The organism is Sphingobacterium chungjuense, assembly GCF_011316935.1.
Taxonomy (GTDB): Bacteria; Bacteroidota; Bacteroidia; order Sphingobacteriales; family Sphingobacteriaceae; genus Sphingobacterium; species Sphingobacterium chungjuense.
Genome location: NZ_WLYS01000006.1, coordinates 20,204 through 37,541, shown reverse-complemented (window position 1 = coordinate 37,541; position 17,338 = coordinate 20,204). Strand labels below are relative to the sequence as shown.

Below are 17,338 nucleotides of genomic sequence, written 5' to 3'. Positions count from 1 at the left end.
TTATTGATATTCATTCAATACTACTTTTAGCTGTAACAGTGCTGCTCGCACCCGGGTCTTCACGGTTCCGATAGGCAAATCTAACTCTTCAGCGATTTCCTTTTGGGTATAGCCTTGGTAGTAAGCCAAATCAATCAGCTTTTTCCATTCTGGCTTCAATTCGTTGATCACATCTTGAAGTCCAATCAGATCCGTTTTTTCTTGAGGTTCTGTCACAGCATAATTCGAACTCTCAGACCTATTTACGACATCGGGAAGCGATTGGTTTTTTTGTTCGTTCTTTACTCCCTTAGATTTGATGTAATCAATGGCCGCATTGCGGGCAATATTCAGCATCCAGGTGTATACACGACCTTTTTGTTCATCGAATTGCTCGATGTTATTCCAAATTTTTACAAATACATTTTGAATCACCTCATCCGCATAATTCTTGTGCAAGACGATACGAATCACTACACCATAGAGTGCACCAGAGTAACTATCATATAGATAGTTGAATGCTCGGCGATCTCTTTTTTGGAGCAAACTGATTAGTGTTTCTTCGGAAAGATGTGTAATGGGGCTCAATCAAATTGTATTTTACTCAAATGTATGCATTACTTATTACAAATCAAGTATTAGCGGAAATTTCTTTCGGAATAAACCAATAGCCGAAAACCTTATCCAATAGGTGTACGTATATGATACATAAAAAGGGAAAAGATATGAAAGTAAGTAATTCAAATTCGGTAGCGACAGTACTGTTGCTGCTTGCTGTGGTTGTTACCATAGGAACGGTGCAAGCACAATCGAAAAACAATCCATACTATAGTCGTACAGATACCAAGAAAATAAAGGTGTCCAACACGGAGTGGAAAAAAATCCTTCCAGCCGATCTTTATGCCGTAGCGCGTGAGGGCGCTACCGAACGCGCTTTTACCGGAAAGTATACAGATCTGGATGCTCCGGGAACTTATTATTGCGCCGTATGTGGTAATCAACTTTTTAGGGCAGATGCCAAATTTGCCTCCACCTGTGGTTGGCCTTCATTTTATGAACCTGTACGCAAAAAATCCGTTATTTATTTGCAGGATCATTCCCACGGCATGGAGCGTACCGAGGTACAGTGTGGTCGATGTGAATCGCACCTAGGACATATTTTCGATGATGGGCCCGAGCCAACGGGGAAACGCTATTGTATGAATTCCATTAGTTTAGATTTTGAGCCTGATGCTAAGGCAGTTGCTCAGAAAAAGTAAAAAAAGTGAATCTTTTTACATCCAAGATTGGGAAGTTGTCGTAGATAAGAGAAAGAAGTTTAAAAATTTACACTTTAATCATACTACCATGAAAAGAGCAACATTATTTAGTGCCGCATTATTAGCATTAGCACTTACGCACCAAGCAACAGATGTGCAGGCACAACAAAAAGAGAAAACAGTTACTGTGGGTGGCGCGCCGATGTATCCTTCTAAGAACATCGTTGAAAATGCCGTTAATTCTAAAGATCATACCACTTTGGTGGCAGCAGTAAAGGCGGCTGGATTAGTAGAAACATTATCAGGTAAAGGTCCTTTCACCGTTTTTGCACCTACGAATGCTGCGTTTGACATGCTACCAGCAGGTACAGTAGAAAACTTAGTGAAGCCAGAAAACAAAGCAACGCTTACCAATATCTTGACCTACCATGTCGTGGCCGGAAAATTAGACGGCAAAGCCATTTGGAAAATGTTAGATAAAGATGGTAAAGCTGAATTGACCACGGTACAAGGCGAGAAATTGACTGTGTGGAAAAAGGGTAAAGATTTGTATATCAAAGATAGCAAAGGTGGAGACGCTAAAATTACGATCTCTGATGTACATCAATCTAATGGCGTGATTCATGTGATTGATCACGTATTGATGCCCTAACGGTTAAATATAATTGGTCGATAGTGTTTGAATATTACATGTGAGAAGCCTCCATCATTTTCGATGGAGGCTTTCTTTTTTAATGGTTTAGCACTTCGGTGATCGGCTTGCCGATACTACCATTTGGCTCCATAATATGCAGTAAAGAGGAAATGGTCGGAGCAATGTCGATGATTTCTACCGGTCGGTTGCTTTTCCCTTGCTGAATTCCCCAGCCCATAAATATCAGTGGAATATGCGAATCATACGGTGACCACACGCCGTGCGTTGTGCCTGGTGAACGTGGAGTTCCGGCATACCATTGGGGCTCGACTACAATTTGTATAGATCCACTTCTTTTGCGGTTGTAACCGTTGATAACTTTCTCACGCAGCGGCGCTGGCAGCAACATGTTTTGATTGCCTTCTAGATCGATGACGTACGCGATTCCTTCTTCCTTATTCAATGTTTTGATGATGCGGTTTCTGATTGCTTGCGGATCAATACGTAGCGAATCGATCAAGGTGTTGTTCAAGTGAACTTGATAATTGGTCAGGCTAATGACCAAATTATCTAAGCCTAATTCTTCTTTCAGTTCGCTATTCAGCTTGCGTTGGATCTGACGAGCGAATAAATATCCGCCGCTTCCCTTTTGATCGGTGTAGTACAATGGATTGTACGATACCGCGTGATCTGCAGTTAAGAAGAAGGTGTAATTCCCTTCGCCCACGGTGTCATCCAGATACTTTAAAAATTCGGCAATATCTTGATCTAATCGTAGGTATGTATCTTCAATCTCAACAGATGAAAGAGAATAGCGGTGGCCAATATAATCGGTTGCTGACAAGCTCACGCAAAGGAAATCCGTTTGCGCATCGGGATTATTGCCTAATTTTTCATTTTTAATCGCATCCTTCGCAAAATCCAAGGTGAAAGTATTGCCTTGTGGCATAGTCTTGATTAACTCTAGACCCGCGTCTTTGACTAATTCGGAGGTCTTTCTTGGGAATACAGGTTTTTCTTCGCCCGGCCAAGTGCCTTCATAGATATTGTCGTCGGCAATACTATTGACATACGTATCGATCGGGTATAGCGTATTCCAATCTTGCTTTATGTATTTTGTTGCTAGATCCTGTCCGTTGAATTTATTTACCCAATTGGGCAACGCTTCCATATAAAAGGTGCTGGAAATCCAATTGCCCGATTTGCTATCAAACCAATAAGCGGCATTCGCCAGATGACCAGCAGGTAATATGCCGCCACGATCTTTGATCGAGATTCCGACGACTTTTGATCGGAAATTACTCGCCAAGCGTAATTCGTCGGTCACTGTTGAAGCCAATAGATTTCTTGGAGATTGTTTGCCAACGCTACCATCGGCACCCAATCCTTTCACCAAATCATCTTGCGTGCAATACATCGGTTGGCCAGTAGCTTGCTCAATCCAGTCATTTCCTGCAATACCGTGAATAGAGGGAACAGAGCCCGTATACACCGAACTATGTCCAATCGCGGTAAACGTTGGTACGTAATTGATCAACGTGTTTTCACAGGAAAAACCTTGTTTTAATAATCGTTTGAATCCATCTTCTCCATAGCGATCCGCAAAACGATACAAGTAATCCCATCGCATCTGATCGACCATAAGACCGACTACGAGTTTGGGGCGCTCCACTTGTGCATGTGCAAGTGATGTGATGCTACAGGCCAGTGCATAGCAGAAAATAAGGAATGAATTTTTCTTCATAATTGTGAATACCAGAATCAATGAGCCAGCAAATTTAACAAATCTTTTGCGATCGATTTAAGGCACTTTGTCACGATATAGACGGCAAATGGTATTCACAGAAGATGAATAGATAATCTTCTAAGCAAGGTTAGGTGAAAACAACTGATCCCAACGTTTTTAAGAAAAGCAAAATCAGCTAGAAATTACATGCGTGGTGATTCTGGTCGGTTATAGTCAACGGAATCACTAACTACAGAATCCAGTTGTAACGTATCACTTGAAGCATTTGCTTGATCATACGATTCATCATGTTGAGAATGTTTGTTCTTATCTTCTGAACTGTTACAAGCAGTAACAAAACTTATAAATAGTACTAGTACTGCGAAAAGGGATGTTTTTTTCATAATTGATGCTTCTATGGTGAGACAATAGGTGATATCTATCCATAAACAAGTAGCGTGACATAATGTTATGTTGAGGGCATAAAAAAAGGTTTTCAAACGGGGAGAATGAAAACCTTTACTAACCAATTATAAACCTAAATTATGATAACACAAAGATAGTGTAAAAAATACACTATCAAAATATTTTCGAAATATTTTTTGATTTCGGACAATATTTTGACAAATAAGGCTGGGAAAGAGAGGTCTGTACCGACTTTCTTGGCCGGATGAAACTGAGAAGGAGATAGATTAATTTTGTTGCCACGCGGCGGCATAAAAGTCTAAAAAAGACAAAAGTCATCCGGGGGGTGGATGACTGATGCTTATTATATGCTGTGTAAAAAAATGTGCTTATTTTTTCAAGTCAGTGTCGCAAACTCGATGCCATCAATAATTTTTTTGATCCAAACACGTATTATTCACTCAGCAATAGCGTATAAACCACTATTCTTCGGAATAATATCCATCAAATTCCAAGACGTTTCAGAACAAAAATGCTCGTATTCGGTGTCTGAATAAGGTGCTTTAGTTAAATTAGGACGTCTGCATGACATTAAATTCGCAAATTTGTATCCGCATGATGAATGTAAGTCGTCGATTTAATCAAGTCACTTAATGAAGCGTACCCGAGAGAGCTTTTTAAATAATACCTGGAAGCGGATTCTTTTCGTAGGGTCGGCATACCTATTGCTTTATCTTGTCGTTTATTTGATAGACCCGTTTTCTGTATATTGGAAAACTTTTTTTGCACGTTCTGGTGACCATATCGTATTGGATCTGCTGACTTCCCTGTTGTTTTGTTTTTTGATCTCCGAATCGAGCATTCATATTGGTAAGTGGCTGAATACAAAAATATCTTGGACACAGCAACCGGGAAAACGGTTTGCAGCAGAGACCATCATGAATCTCAGCGCAGTGCTGTTGATTAATCTCGTGTTTAGTTTTATTTGTCCCCTGATATTCGACACACAACCCTTGGATAACAATCCGCTGACCATGGAAGCAGAAACTAGAGAGACCATGCAATGGATCTTGGTTAGCATTGTTATTTCTTTTGTGATTATGGGGATCAATATTGGGAATTATCTGGTGGAGAATTGGAAGAATGAAGCTATTCGCTCTGCAGAACTCAGTCAAGTCGCTATGGAAGCGGAGTTACAATCATTGAAGTTGCAGATCGATCCACATTTTGTGTTCAATAATCTCAGTGTGCTCTCGGAGTTGATATTAGAGGATCAACAGGTGGGATATGAGTATGCAGAAAATTTTAGCAGAATCTATCGATACCTTTTAGTGAATGCCAAGAAGGATATGTTGACACTGGAGGAAGAACTTAAATTTTTAGAGCCCTATCGCTATCTGATAGAGCAACGCTTTGGTGAGGGGGTGCAATTTGATATCCAGATAGATCCTGAATATCGTTCTTATAACTTGCCACCACTTACCCTACAACTCTTAGTCGAAAATGCTTTAAAGCACAACCAAACTAATAAGAAAAGACCGCTTCAAATTAGGATATTCACGACGGATGCTGCACAGTTGCAAGTAGAAAATTCACGTATGCCTTTAAGTAAGGTGATTCCGTCTTCGGGTATCGGTATCAAGAATATCAATCGCCGATACAAGTTGCTATCCGCAGCAGCGCCGCATATTTATCAAGATGAACACATATATACGGTAACTCTTCCATTGTTTAAGCCATGAAAATACTCATCGTAGAAGACGAAAAACCCAATGCCGATCGCTTAAAAAGATTGCTGAGAGAACTTCGGCCGCAGGTCGAAGTGGTCGCTGTGTTAGAATGCATAGCTGACACAGTGGAGTGGTTTTCTGCAAATCCTTGTCCGGATTTGATGCTGATGGATGTGCGCCTTTCCGATGGCCTAAGTTTTGAAATCCTGGAGCGAGAACCTATTCGTTGTCCGATCATCTTTACGACAGCGTACGATGAGTACGCCGTGCGTGCTTTCAAACATAATAGTGTTGACTATTTGCTCAAGCCTGTAGAGAAAGAGGAGCTGTCTGCCGCTCTAGACAAATTAGGGTCGCAGCAGGCTCACGTGTTGGATGAGTCTACTTTGGAAGGATTGATGAACTTCTTTCAACCAAAGAAGTTTCGGAAGCGTTTTTTACTGCCATACAAGGATGGATACAAATCGATTCTGGTGCAAGATGTTATCTATTTTTATTCCGAGTGGAAAATTACGCGGGCGCATCTGTCCGATGGCAATGAAGAAGTAATCCCGCTCACGATGGAAGAGTTGGAACAACAGCTAGATCCTACTGTTTTCTTTCGCGCTAATCGGCAGTTTATCCTTTGCGTAGATGCCATCGGCCAAGTGCACAATTACTTTAATGGAAAGCTAAAAGTAGACGTTAAGAATAACCCTGAATTGGAGGTCATCATTAGCCGAGAAAAAGCACCTATGTTCAAAAACTGGTTGAATTACTAAGTAGAATTATCTCTAAAGTTTGGAATACGACGGTTGTCGTTTTAGTACCGAAATATTACAGTTCGGTAAACTTGCCTGACATTTCCGATGGTCTATTTGCTTAGTTTTGCATTTCAAAATAGAATCTTACCTTATGAAAAAGCGTATTGTCGCGAACAGAATCGTCGTGCTTTTCACGATATGTATTGGAACTGTAGGGCTGTTGGTGTCCTGTGGATCGAAAGAAGAATCAGCTCCACCGCCAGCCACTCCTGATGTGGATTTCATGGAACTACACAATGGAGCAGCAAAAGTAGAAAAGAAATACCCTGGATCTATCGAAGGTACCGTTAACGTAGATATTAAAGCCCAAGTGAGCGGGTATCTAGATCAAATATTTGTGCAAGAGGGTAGTTATGTGCAAAAGGGACAATCCCTATTTCGGATCAAAGCCGATGTGTTCAACGAACAGGTGAATAGTAGCCGCGCCTCGTACGAAGCGGCGGTCGCGGCAGAGCAAAGTGCCAAGATCGAGTTAGAAAAGGTGCGTCCTTTGGTCGCTGGAAAAGTATATACCGAACTACAGCTAGAAACAGCAGAAGCGAACTACGCCGCTGCGAAGGCGCAAGTGTCTCAAGCGCGCGCTGCATTAGGCTCTTCGGAGATCAATGCCGATTTTAGCCTGATTAAAGCACCGGTAAGCGGATATATCGGTCGTATTCCAAAACGGATCGGAAATTTGGTTACGCCAAACGATGCTACGCCCATGACTACCCTTTCAGAGATCAACGATGTGAATGTCTACTTTTCGTTGACAGAAGCTGATTTTATTGAATTTGTCAATAATAGCAAAGGTGATCAAGGTGTGGAAAGTGTAAAATTCATTATGGCAGATGGTACCGCTTACGCGCATGCTGGCCGTGTAGAAATCGCCAGCGGAAACATCGATCGTACTACTGGAAGTATCGCCATGAAAGCGACTTTCCCGAATCCGGACAAAGTATTGCGTGCTGGCGGTGCTGGAAAAGTCGTGTTGACTCGCACGCTATCCGAAGCGCTGACCATTCCAATGGCCAGCGTGCGTGATATTCAAGATCGCTTTTTCGTATTCTCCTTAGCGGATAGTAATAAAGTGGTGATGAAACCCATTATGATCACGGGCAAGTCCGGCAACAATTATATTGTAAAATCCGGTTTAGATCATGGTGAGAAAATAGCTCTAAATCGTATCGATGTGCTGCAAGAAGGCATGGTGGTGCAGCCAGTGCTAGCAGCAGACACCCTTGGAAAATAATATTCAAAACATAGTATAAAAACAAACAGTATCCATGATACGAGGAATAATAGACCGGCCCGTGTTGGCCACGGTCATATCAGTAATATTCGTAATTCTGGGCGTAATTGGTTTGCTGCGTTTGCCGCAAACCCGATTCCCAGATATCGCGCCGCCTACCGTACAGGTATCAGGAAGTTATCCTGGCGGAAACAGTGAGACCGTATTGCGCTCGGTCGTAACACCACTCGAAGAGCAAATCAACGGTGTAGAGAACATGGAATATATTAGCTCTACGGCCAGTAATGATGGAACGTTTTCCGTGCGTGTGGTATTTAAGCAAGGTGTAGATCCCGATCAAGCGGCCGTAAATGTACAAAACCGCGTACAGCAGGCTACACCGATCTTGCCACAAGAGGTGATCCGCATGGGACTGACCACTTCTAAGCAGCAAAACAGTATGATTATGATCTTCAGTGTGTACACCGAAGATAATGATCGGTACGATGAGTTGTTTTTGCAGAATTATGCTAACATCAACTTGATTCCACAGATTAAACGGGTACCCGGAGTAGGGCAGGCACAAGTATTTGGTGCCAAAGATTACTCGATGCGCGTTTGGCTAAATCCGCAAAAAATGTTTAGCTATAATCTGGTACCCGAAGATGTAACAGCCGCTATTTCTAAGCAGAGTTTGGAGTCGGCACCCGGCAAATTAGGAGAAGAATCGGACGCAGCATTAGAATACGTGATTCGTTACAAGGGAAAGAAAACCCAACCCGAGGAATACGAAAATATCGTCGTGAAACGCAATGGTACTGATTTGGTACGATTGAAAGACGTAGCTCGGGTGGAGTTTGGATCCATCAGTTACAGTGGTGACAACCGTTTCAATGGTAAGAATGCCGTTACCATCGCCATCTTGCAAACTTCAGGCTCAAATGCGAACGAGATCGAGATTGGAGTGCGCGAGGAATTGGCGAATGCGGCGAAGAGATTCCCTCCGGGAATCAAACAAAGCAGTTTGATGAGTACCAAAGAGCGTTTGGATGAAGCGACAGGACAAGTGAAATCCACCTTGATTGAAGCTTTCTTATTAGTATTCGTCGTGGTATTCCTATTCTTGCAAGATTGGAGATCCACCATTATCCCTGCCATTGCTGTTCCGGTAGCGATTGTGGGTACGTTCTTCTTTTTGCTCGCCTTTGGCTTTACGATCAATATCCTAACCTTGTTCGCGCTTGTTTTAGCGATTGGTATTGTGGTCGATGATGCGATCGTGGTAGTAGAAGCGGTGCATGGTAAGCTCGAAAGCTCGAAGATGGATGCACGCGAAGCCACACACAGCGCGATGAGCGAGATTACGGGGGCCGTTATATCCATCACATTGGTCATGTCTGCGGTATTTATCCCGATCGGTTTTATGACTGGATCGTCGGGTATTTTCTACAAACAATTTGCCTATACCTTAGCGATAGCGATTATTATCTCGGCGATCAATGCCTTGACATTGACACCAGCTTTATGTGCCTTATTGTTGAAAAACCAACACCATGGCGAAGATGGTGAAGGTGGGGAGAAGAAAGGATTTGGAACACGTTTCTTCACTGCTTTCAATAGCAGCTTCAACCACATGACGAACCGCTATATCGTTGGGGTAAAATTCTTGGCCCAGAAAAAATGGTTAGCTACGGGATTGATCGCGATCATTACGGCAGGAGCAATCTTCATCATGAACAGTACGTCACGTAGTTTTGTGCCAATGGAAGACGATAATTTTATCGTCTATAGCTTGAGTATGCCTCCCGGAACGGCGCTAGATCGTACAACGGCAGTTGCTGAAAAAATCAACACTCTGTTGATGGACATGGAGGCTGTTGAAAGTAACTCGGGAATCACCGGTTTCAATATCTTGAGTAATAGTGCCGGACCAGCTTATGCCATGGGTTTCATTAAGCTGAAACAGAAAAAAGATCGTGGTGAGATCAATGATATCGATCAGATCTTAGGAATCATTTCGCAGAAATTTGCTGGCGTGAAGGAGGGAACTATTATGGCTTTCCGTTCGCCGCCAGTTGATGGTTATGGGATGACTTCTGGGGCAGAATTGGTTTTGCAAGATCGTATGGGAAATAACCCAACATCACTCAAAGCAAGAGCCGATGAAGTGATCGGGCAGATCATGCAACGGCCAGGTGTACAATATGCGTATACCATGTTCAGAGCAGACTTCCCACAATTTGAATTGGAAGTCGATGAGGAAAAAGCGGCTCAGATTGGCGTAGATGTAAGTGCCATGTTAGGTACGATACAAACGTATTTTGCCGGAGATCAATCATTGAATTTCACTCGTTTTGGTAAGTTTTACCGCGTGAACATCAAAGCAGACGGGATCTTCAGAACGGATGAAGAAGCATTCAATGAAATCTTTGTACGCAATGATGCGGGAGAAATGGTGCCTGTGAAATCGCTGGTTACCTTGAATAAAGTGTATGGACCAGAATCGGTGAACCGCTACAACTTGTACAATTCGGTCACGATCAACGTGGTCGCCAATCCGGGCACGAGTAATGGTGCGATCATGGATGATTTAGAGCAAAATGTATTGAGCAAATTGCCAGGCGATTATAGCTTTGAGTGGACGGGTCTGAGTTTGGAAGAAAAATCTGCGGGCAGTCAAACCTTGGTGATCTTGATGCTGAGTATCCTGTTCGTATACTTCTTGCTATCCGCTCAGTACGAAAGTTACTTATTGCCTTTGGCGGTATTGCTGTCCATTCCGACCGGTATTTTAGGTGCTTTCTTGGGCATACGAGCGATTGGCTTAGATAACAATATCTATGTGCAGGTCGGTCTGATTATGTTGATCGGTTTGTTGGCCAAAAATGCGATTTTGATTGTGGAGTTTGCGGTTCAACGTCGTAAAGCCGGGCTTTCTATCTTGGAGGCTGCCCTTGATGGATCCAGAGCACGTCTCCGTCCGATTATCATGACCTCGCTTGCCTTTATTGCGGGTATGATTCCCTTGATGTTGGCTACCGGTGGTTCAGCAGCCGGAAATAAATCAATTAGTACGGGCGCGGCAATGGGTATGTTGAGTGGTGTGGTATTGGGAGTTTTCGTGATTCCGATATTGTACATCTTCTTCCAATACTTGCAAGAGTTGGTTTCTGGCAAACCTAAACAAGTTACACCTACAAAAGATTAATGATGAAAGAGATGACAAAACATGTTCTTTCTGTCATGGGGATAGCCTTAGTGCTCACCTCATGTCAGGTAGGGCGTAAATATGCAAGACCAGAAGTGGACTTGCCAGATACATACAGAAATGAAATTACGGGAGTAACTGCAGATAGCGTGTTATTACCCTTGCATACATTTTTTAAGGATGAAATTCTATTATCCTTAATTGACAAAGCATTAGCGCATAATAACGATATTATGGTCGCCAAACTATCTATGGATCAGTTGGAGCTCACGTACAAACAAGCCAAATTGGGGTTGTTGCCTACGCTGGATCTGTCCGTTGGCGCGAACCGCATGTGGCTATCACGCAATTCCCTGAATGGTTCTTTGAGTGAGCAATTCTTGGGCACGCCATATATGGACGATTATACCGCTACGTTGAGCTTATCTTGGGAAGCCGATATCTGGGGCAAAGTTAAGATGCAGCGCGAAGGCGCTTGGGCTCGGTATTTTGCGGAGAAAGAGAACATGAATGCGTTGAAAACTCGCATTGTCGCGCAAGTGGCGCAGGCCTATTATTCGCTCATTACGTTAGACGAGCAGTTGAAAGTCGCACAGCGTAATGTAGCTTTGGGCGACAGTACGTTGGATATGATTCGATTGCAATATGAATCTTCGATGATTAGTTCATTGGCTTTGGATCAGGCAGAAGCACAAAAGAAAACCGCGGAATTGTTGATTCCTCTGGCGAAGCAGAATATTGCCGTACAGGAAAATGCACTAAATATCCTGTGTGGAAGCTTCCCTTCTGCATTGGAGCGCGCTGGTAGTTTGAGCGAGGCTATGCCAGAAGAATTTTTTGATACGGGTGTACCAGCCATGTTGTTGAGCAGAAGACCAGATGTAAAGGCAGCAGAGTATGCGGTCGTGAGTGCGAATGCACAAACGGGCTTATCGAAAGCTGCTATGTACCCAACGTTAAGTCTAACACCTTCAATCGGGGTGAATTCCTTTCAATTCAATAGCTGGTTTGATATACCGGGTTCTGTGGTGAAAAGTGTCGCTGGAAATATTACGCAGCCAATTTTTCGGAAGAAGGAGTTGAAAACAGCCTATGAGATTGCGCAGATTGAGCAAGAAAAGGCAGCTGTACAATTCCGTCAATCTTTGTTGACCGCCGTAGGTGAGGTATCCGATGCGTTGGCGATGTCAACGCATGCTGATGAGCGATTGAAGTTGGTCGAAGCTAAGAAAGATCATTTGACGAAAGCCACGAATGATGCCTTGCTCTTGTACCGTAGCAGTATGGCAACGTACTTGGAAGTAATCACGGCACAAAACAGCGCTTTGGAAAATGAACTGGAAGCCATTAATATCAAACGTGAGAAGTTACAAGCCGTTACTGATTTGTATCGTGCACTCGGAGGTGGCGTAGAATAATCATCCATGCTGGCATGCACGTGCATGCCAGCATGGATTTTCAAAATATTAGGATTATCTTTATACAACCAGAAAGAGATAAGGATATGTCTAATATTGATTTTATACTTGAAGAAAAAGCGGCCGATATTGGCAATTTTCTAGTGGGAAGACTTTTACCATTCCGCCAGAAAAGATCCATCGGTCCTTTTGTATTTATAGACCACATGGGGCCAGCTTGTCTGGCAGATCACGAAAACCTAGATGTAGGTCCACATCCCCATATCGGACTTTCTACTTTAACGTATTTATTTGACGGTGCCATCTTTCACCGCGACAGCATCGGAACAGCCATGGAGATTACGCCAGGTGCTGTGAACTGGATGACTGCTGGTAAAGGTGTCGTGCATTCTGAACGTACGCCTGAGCATTTGCGTACGCGGGATAAGTATATGCATGGATTGCAAATTTGGGTGGCTTTGCCCAAAGAATTGGAATTTATGGAGCCTGAATTTCATCATACCGAAGCGCAGGATATTCCGGCTTGGGAAGATGAGAATGCGAGTTATAAGCTAATCGCGGGAGAAGCATTTGGCCGAAAATCGCCAGTGCCAGTGTACAGCAGATTGTATATGCTGGAAATTAAAGCGAGACAAGATGCAGTAATTGATATTCGTGGTGAATTGTATGGTGAGAGTGGTTTGTATATCCTAGAAGGAGAGATCAAAAGTGGAGAACACACCTATGGGCCAAAGCAGATCTTAATTACGAAAGATGCGCACTTGTGTACTTTTGAGATTACCGCAGGTACCACGGTATACATTTTCGGTGGCGAACCTTTTCCAGAAGAACGCTTTATTTCATGGAATTTCGTCGCGACGAGCAAAGAGATTCTAGATCAAGCTAAACAGGATTGGGTTGATCACAAATTTCCAAAAGTATCCGGAGATGATGGTTATGTGCCATTGCCCGCGCCGCGAGGGTAGGACTTTTCTTATTGGTAAAAGCTTAGCCCTTCTCAATCGGCACATTTTCATCCGCTCCCCACTCAGACCAAGATCCGTCGTAGATGGAAAGGTTTTGGTAATCTAGCTGCTGAGCAGCCAATGCGATAATAGCGGCGGAAATCCCAGATCCACAGCTAAAAACTACCGGTTTATCACTGATAAGCGGTTCGAAGATTTTTTGCAATTCAGCTACGCTCTTATAATGAGTGCCTGCAAGCACTTCGTCGAAAGGGACATTGTACGAGCCCGGAATATGACCTGACCGTAAACCTACTCGCGGTTCTGGGCTGCTTCCGGCAAACCGACCTGCGCTACGCGCGTCAATGATTGTATTTTCCGTTTCCTGTAACCCGCAGAGGATTTCCTCTTTATTCGTCCAGTATTCTTTCTGCGGTTTTGCGACGAAGTCTCCTTTGGTCAAGGTTGCGGCATCCATGTGTTTGGATGCAATAGGCAGTTGTTTTGCTTTCCAAGCAGGTAATCCGCCTTGCAATACGAAGGTATTTGTATGTCCCATCGCACGAAACATCCACCAAGCTCTCGGGCTAGAATAAATGCCCCAACGATCGTAAATAACCACGATAGAATCCGCATTGATACCAAGCGCACTTGCTTCTCTTTCAAAAGTTGGGGCATCTACCATCGTATGTGGTAACGGATTGCTATGATCGGAGAATGCTCCTTCGATATCGAAGAAAATAGAATGGGAGATAAGCTCTGGCGCTACGCCATCCTGATCTATTCGTTGGTTGACTTTGTCAATCGTAGCGTCTAATAATACGACGGGCTTTTGCTCATCCAATAGCGATTGTAACGCTTTTACGTCGATTAATGGGAATGTGTTCATTCGTCAGGTGGTTTGTGCGAAACGAATATAACGAAAAAACCCTCCGCATGGCGGAGGGTTTGGAGTATTTAAAATGATTCGGTTACGATCAAAAACTATTTAGAGTTTTTCTCGTCGCCTTCCATTTGTTGTTTCAACTGAGCTAATACACCTAGATCTCCTAGAGTAGATTTCTCAACAGAATCCTTCACTTTTTTCACAGCAGTGTTGGCAGCTTTTGCCTCTTTCTTACGTGCGTTGAATTCTTCTACACGAGCTTCAGATTTCTTATCTTCCCAGATACGAGAGTGAGAAATTACCAAACGCTTGTTTTCTTTGTTGAACTCAATGATTTTGAACTCGTTAGTTTCGTCAACTTTCAATACAGTACCGTCTTCTTTAACAGCATGTTTCGATGGACAGAATCCTTCTACACCATATTGAAGTGCAACGATATCACCTTTGTCACCAACTTTGATCACAGTACCTTCGTGAAGTGAACCTTCCGTGAAGATAGTTTCGAAAGTATCCCAAGGGTTTTCTTCCAATTGTTTGTGACCTAGAGACAATTTACGGTTTTCTTCGTCAAGCTCTAATACAACAACCTCTAGTTCTTCACCTACTTTAGTGAATTCGTTCGGGTGGTTGATTTTTTTAGACCAAGAAAGGTCAGAGATGTGGATCAAACCATCGATACCATCTTCTAACTCAACGAATACGCCGAAGTTAGTCATGTTTTTAACAGCCGCTTTCACTTTCGACCCGATTGGGTAACGCTCAGCGATGTTTTGCCATGGATCTGGAGTCAATTGTTTGATACCTAAGCTCATCTTGCGGTCTTCGCGATCCAAAGTCAAGATTTGTGCTTCGATTTCGTCACCTACTTTCAAGAACTCTTGTGGAGAACGTAGGTTTTGAGACCAAGACATTTCTGATACGTGGATCAATCCTTCTACACCAGGGATGATTTCAAGGAAAGCACCGTAATCTGCAACAGTTACGATTTTACCTTTTACTTTAGAACCGATCTCAAGATCAGTGCTCAAAGATTCCCAAGGATGCTCAGAAAGTTGTTTTAGACCTAGAGCGATACGTTTTTTCTCATCATCAAAATCAAGAACAACCACGTTGATTGTTTGATCCAATGCAAGAACTTCTCTTGGATGCTCGATACGACCCCAAGAAATATCTGTAATGTGAAGTAGACCATCAACACCACCCAAATCGATGAACACACCGAAGTCAGTGATATTTTTAACAGTACCTTCCAATACTTGACCTTTTTCCAATTTCGCAACGATCTCTGATTTTTGGTTTTCCAAATCATCTTCGATCAATACTTTGTGAGATACGACAACGTTTTTGAATTCGTGGTTGATTTTAACCACTTTGAATTCCATTGTTTTACCTACATAGATATCGTAATCGCGAATAGGCTTGATGTCGATCTGTGAACCTGGTAAGAAAGCTTCTACACCTTTAATGTCCACGATCAAACCACCTTTGGTACGTGATTTCACGAAACCATCAATGATTGCATCATTTTCCAAAGCTTCGTTGATTGCTTCCCAAGATCTTTGTGTCTTAGCACGTTTGCGTGACAATACTAATTGACCATTTGCATCCTCTTGAGATTCAACAAATACGTCAACATTGTCGCCAACTTTCAATTCAGGAAGGTCGCGGAACTCAGAAAGTGCTACTAAACCATCAGATTTAAATCCAACATTCAATACCACGTCTTTGTTATTGATAGATACTACAGTACCTTCAATAATTTCACCTTGGTTAATTTGATTGAATGTACCAGCGTACTGCTCTTCTAGTTTAGTACGCTCAGCCTCGCTGTAGTTACCGAAGGCTTTTTCATCGAAATCCCAGTCAAAGTCACCTTCTGGGGTGCTTAGTGAACTAGATTTGATCTCGTTGATTAGGTTTGAATCTGCTTCAGATTCGATGGTTTCAGTGTCTTTCACTACTTTAGTGTCAGCACCTTGTAGCTCTGCGTTTTTCGCCGCTAACTCTTTTTCTGCTTCTTGTTTTTTTGCCATTAATTAATTTTCTCCTTTTCCCTGCGTTGCAGAGACTGCAAAAGTACAAAAAACTTTTATATACAACTATTTATGTAGAAAAAAGATTAAGGAAAAGTGAAAGGCAGTAGCTACTCTGCTGTGGCTACTTTTCTGCGCTATCTGCCTTAAAGGAATTGTAGGTGCGCGGACGTACAATCTTAATGCTTTGTTTGGAAAGCGCAATGCTGGCATTGAGTTCAAACCCAACGATCAAGATTAATGCATTTAAATACATCCAGATCATCATCACGATCAATGTACCGATAGATCCATATAGCTTATTGTACGTGCCAAATTGGTTTATATAATAAGCGAACCCAGAAAAAGATAGAATAGCCAGCACGGTAGCGAGCGTAGCACCGGGAGTGAAAAATTTCCATCTCTTACTGCGACTAGGGCCAAATTTGTAGACTAGGCTTACCGTGAAAAAATAGATGCCGAACATAAACAACCATTGTACAAACTTGATCAGGATATGCCAAAAATAGTTCAGATCGTAGTCAATGGTGTTTTTCAAGTAATTGATCAAAAAGTTGGCGCCAGCATATAAGAAGATCCCAATGGCTAATGCCAAGACGATGGCAACTGATAATGCTAATGCAACAATACGTTTCTGCCCCCAACTACGGTCTTCTTTGGACAAGGAAGATTTATTGAAGGTCATCATCAAAGTGGTCATGCCATTCGTCGCAAAAAACGTACACAAGACAAAACCGGTGGATAATAGTCCGGTATTTTGGGTTTTAATAATGTCATTCAGGGTTGTTTCCAGAAATTCGTAGGCACTCTCTGGCATGGCTACCTGCATGAGTTCCATCAATTGATCCTGAAAATTGTCTACCGGGATGTATGGAATAAGTGTAAATAGAAAAATGATTCCCGGAAAAATAGCCAACATAAAGTTGTAGGCTAAGGAAGAAGCTTTGTTGAGGATGGATTCACGCGCAATTTCCTGAAAGAAAAAAGCAAAAACCGTATATAAGGGCAATGATCCAAAGCCCGGTAGCACAGCACTTTTCGTCCATTCGATAAAGTTATCGTAGATTCTTACGTTCAAGAGTCTATTATGGACCTTTTGCATC

At 42.6% G+C, this 17,338-nt stretch carries 13 protein-coding genes; 8 read left to right on the top strand and 5 right to left on the bottom strand.

The annotated features are described in order from the left end of the window. Positions 1-567, bottom strand: coding sequence for an RNA polymerase sigma factor (locus GKO22_RS13830; RefSeq protein WP_166336024.1), 567 nt, complete (start codon positions 565-567; stop codon positions 1-3). 113 nt (positions 568-680) lie between these two features. Between GKO22_RS13830 and msrB the strand changes: the two genes are divergently transcribed. Together msrB and GKO22_RS13820 are read left to right on the top strand one after the other, a co-directional pair. After that, positions 681-1,238 (top strand): peptide-methionine (R)-S-oxide reductase MsrB, encoded by a 558-nt coding sequence (gene msrB / locus GKO22_RS13825; protein ID WP_240920316.1) that lies wholly within the window; start codon positions 681-683, stop codon positions 1,236-1,238. An 88-nt stretch (positions 1,239-1,326) separates the two neighbouring features. After that, on the top strand, positions 1,327-1,890 hold the full coding sequence (locus GKO22_RS13820; protein ID WP_116776784.1) for a fasciclin domain-containing protein: 564 nt from the start codon (positions 1,327-1,329) through the stop codon (positions 1,888-1,890). Between the two features lie 79 nt (positions 1,891-1,969). Here the strand turns inward: GKO22_RS13820 and pafA are convergent, their stop codons facing one another. Next, entirely contained in the window at positions 1,970-3,616 is a 1,647-nt protein-coding gene (pafA, locus tag GKO22_RS13815) for an alkaline phosphatase PafA (RefSeq protein ID WP_166336022.1), read from the bottom strand. A 1,040-nt stretch (positions 3,617-4,656) separates the two neighbouring features. On the opposite strand from pafA, the gene GKO22_RS13810 reads away from it, so the two are divergent. The 6 genes from GKO22_RS13810 (at position 4,657) to GKO22_RS13785 (ending at position 13,337) form a co-directional block, all read left to right on the top strand. Continuing rightward, positions 4,657-5,745, top strand: coding sequence for a sensor histidine kinase (locus GKO22_RS13810; RefSeq protein ID WP_166336020.1), 1,089 nt, complete (start codon positions 4,657-4,659; stop codon positions 5,743-5,745). Continuing rightward, positions 5,742-6,494, top strand: a complete 753-nt coding sequence (locus tag GKO22_RS13805) for a LytR/AlgR family response regulator transcription factor (RefSeq protein ID WP_166336018.1) — start codon at positions 5,742-5,744, stop codon at positions 6,492-6,494. The genes GKO22_RS13810 and GKO22_RS13805 overlap by 4 nt, the downstream gene beginning before the upstream one ends. 133 nt (positions 6,495-6,627) lie before the next feature. Further along, the gene (locus GKO22_RS13800; protein WP_166336016.1) at positions 6,628-7,767 is read left to right on the top strand and encodes an efflux RND transporter periplasmic adaptor subunit; all 1,140 of its coding nucleotides are present in this window, start codon (positions 6,628-6,630) and stop codon (positions 7,765-7,767) included. Between the two features lie 34 nt (positions 7,768-7,801). Further along, positions 7,802-10,954: an efflux RND transporter permease subunit gene (locus GKO22_RS13795; protein ID WP_166336014.1), complete on the top strand. Its 3,153-nt coding sequence runs from the start codon at positions 7,802-7,804 to the stop codon at positions 10,952-10,954. An 11-nt stretch (positions 10,955-10,965) separates the two neighbouring features. Then, positions 10,966-12,372 (top strand): efflux transporter outer membrane subunit, encoded by a 1,407-nt coding sequence (locus GKO22_RS13790; RefSeq protein WP_240920315.1) that lies wholly within the window; start codon positions 10,966-10,968, stop codon positions 12,370-12,372. 86 nt (positions 12,373-12,458) lie between these two features. Continuing rightward, on the top strand, positions 12,459-13,337 hold the full coding sequence (locus tag GKO22_RS13785; RefSeq protein ID WP_166336254.1) for a pirin family protein: 879 nt from the start codon (positions 12,459-12,461) through the stop codon (positions 13,335-13,337). A gap of 22 nt (positions 13,338-13,359) precedes the next feature. Here GKO22_RS13785 and GKO22_RS13780 read toward each other — a convergent pair whose 3' ends face one another. From GKO22_RS13780 to GKO22_RS13770, 3 genes are all read right to left on the bottom strand, one after another. Beyond that, positions 13,360-14,205 (bottom strand): sulfurtransferase, encoded by an 846-nt coding sequence (locus GKO22_RS13780; protein ID WP_166336013.1) that lies wholly within the window; start codon positions 14,203-14,205, stop codon positions 13,360-13,362. Between the two features lie 95 nt (positions 14,206-14,300). After that, on the bottom strand, positions 14,301-16,235 hold the full coding sequence (gene rpsA / locus GKO22_RS13775) for a 30S ribosomal protein S1 (RefSeq protein ID WP_066757759.1): 1,935 nt from the start codon (positions 16,233-16,235) through the stop codon (positions 14,301-14,303). 124 nt (positions 16,236-16,359) lie between these two features. Continuing rightward, a complete protein-coding gene (locus GKO22_RS13770; protein ID WP_166336010.1) occupies positions 16,360-17,337 on the bottom strand; it encodes a YihY/virulence factor BrkB family protein in 978 nt (325 codons plus the stop codon). Position 17,338: the final 1 nt, after the last annotated feature.

Excerpts from the sequence above, each read along its gene's own strand:
- msrB (WP_240920316.1), top strand. The coding sequence starts at position 681 with ATGATACATAAAAAGGGAAAAGATATGAAAGTAAGTAATTCAAATTCG.
- GKO22_RS13820 (WP_116776784.1), top strand. The coding sequence starts at position 1,327 with ATGAAAAGAGCAACATTATTTAGTGCCGCATTATTAGCATTAGCACTT.
- pafA (WP_166336022.1), bottom strand. The coding sequence starts at position 3,616 with ATGAAGAAAAATTCATTCCTTATTTTCTGCTATGCACTGGCCTGTAGC.
- GKO22_RS13810 (WP_166336020.1), top strand. The coding sequence starts at position 4,657 with ATGAAGCGTACCCGAGAGAGCTTTTTAAATAATACCTGGAAGCGGATT.
- GKO22_RS13805 (WP_166336018.1), top strand. The coding sequence starts at position 5,742 with ATGAAAATACTCATCGTAGAAGACGAAAAACCCAATGCCGATCGCTTA.
- GKO22_RS13800 (WP_166336016.1), top strand. The coding sequence starts at position 6,628 with ATGAAAAAGCGTATTGTCGCGAACAGAATCGTCGTGCTTTTCACGATA.
- GKO22_RS13795 (WP_166336014.1), top strand. The coding sequence starts at position 7,802 with ATGATACGAGGAATAATAGACCGGCCCGTGTTGGCCACGGTCATATCA.
- GKO22_RS13790 (WP_240920315.1), top strand. The coding sequence starts at position 10,966 with ATGACAAAACATGTTCTTTCTGTCATGGGGATAGCCTTAGTGCTCACC.
- GKO22_RS13785 (WP_166336254.1), top strand. The coding sequence starts at position 12,459 with ATGTCTAATATTGATTTTATACTTGAAGAAAAAGCGGCCGATATTGGC.
- GKO22_RS13780 (WP_166336013.1), bottom strand. The coding sequence starts at position 14,205 with ATGAACACATTCCCATTAATCGACGTAAAAGCGTTACAATCGCTATTG.
- rpsA (WP_066757759.1), bottom strand. The coding sequence starts at position 16,235 with ATGGCAAAAAAACAAGAAGCAGAAAAAGAGTTAGCGGCGAAAAACGCA.
- GKO22_RS13770 (WP_166336010.1), bottom strand. The coding sequence starts at position 17,337 with ATGCAAAAGGTCCATAATAGACTCTTGAACGTAAGAATCTACGATAAC.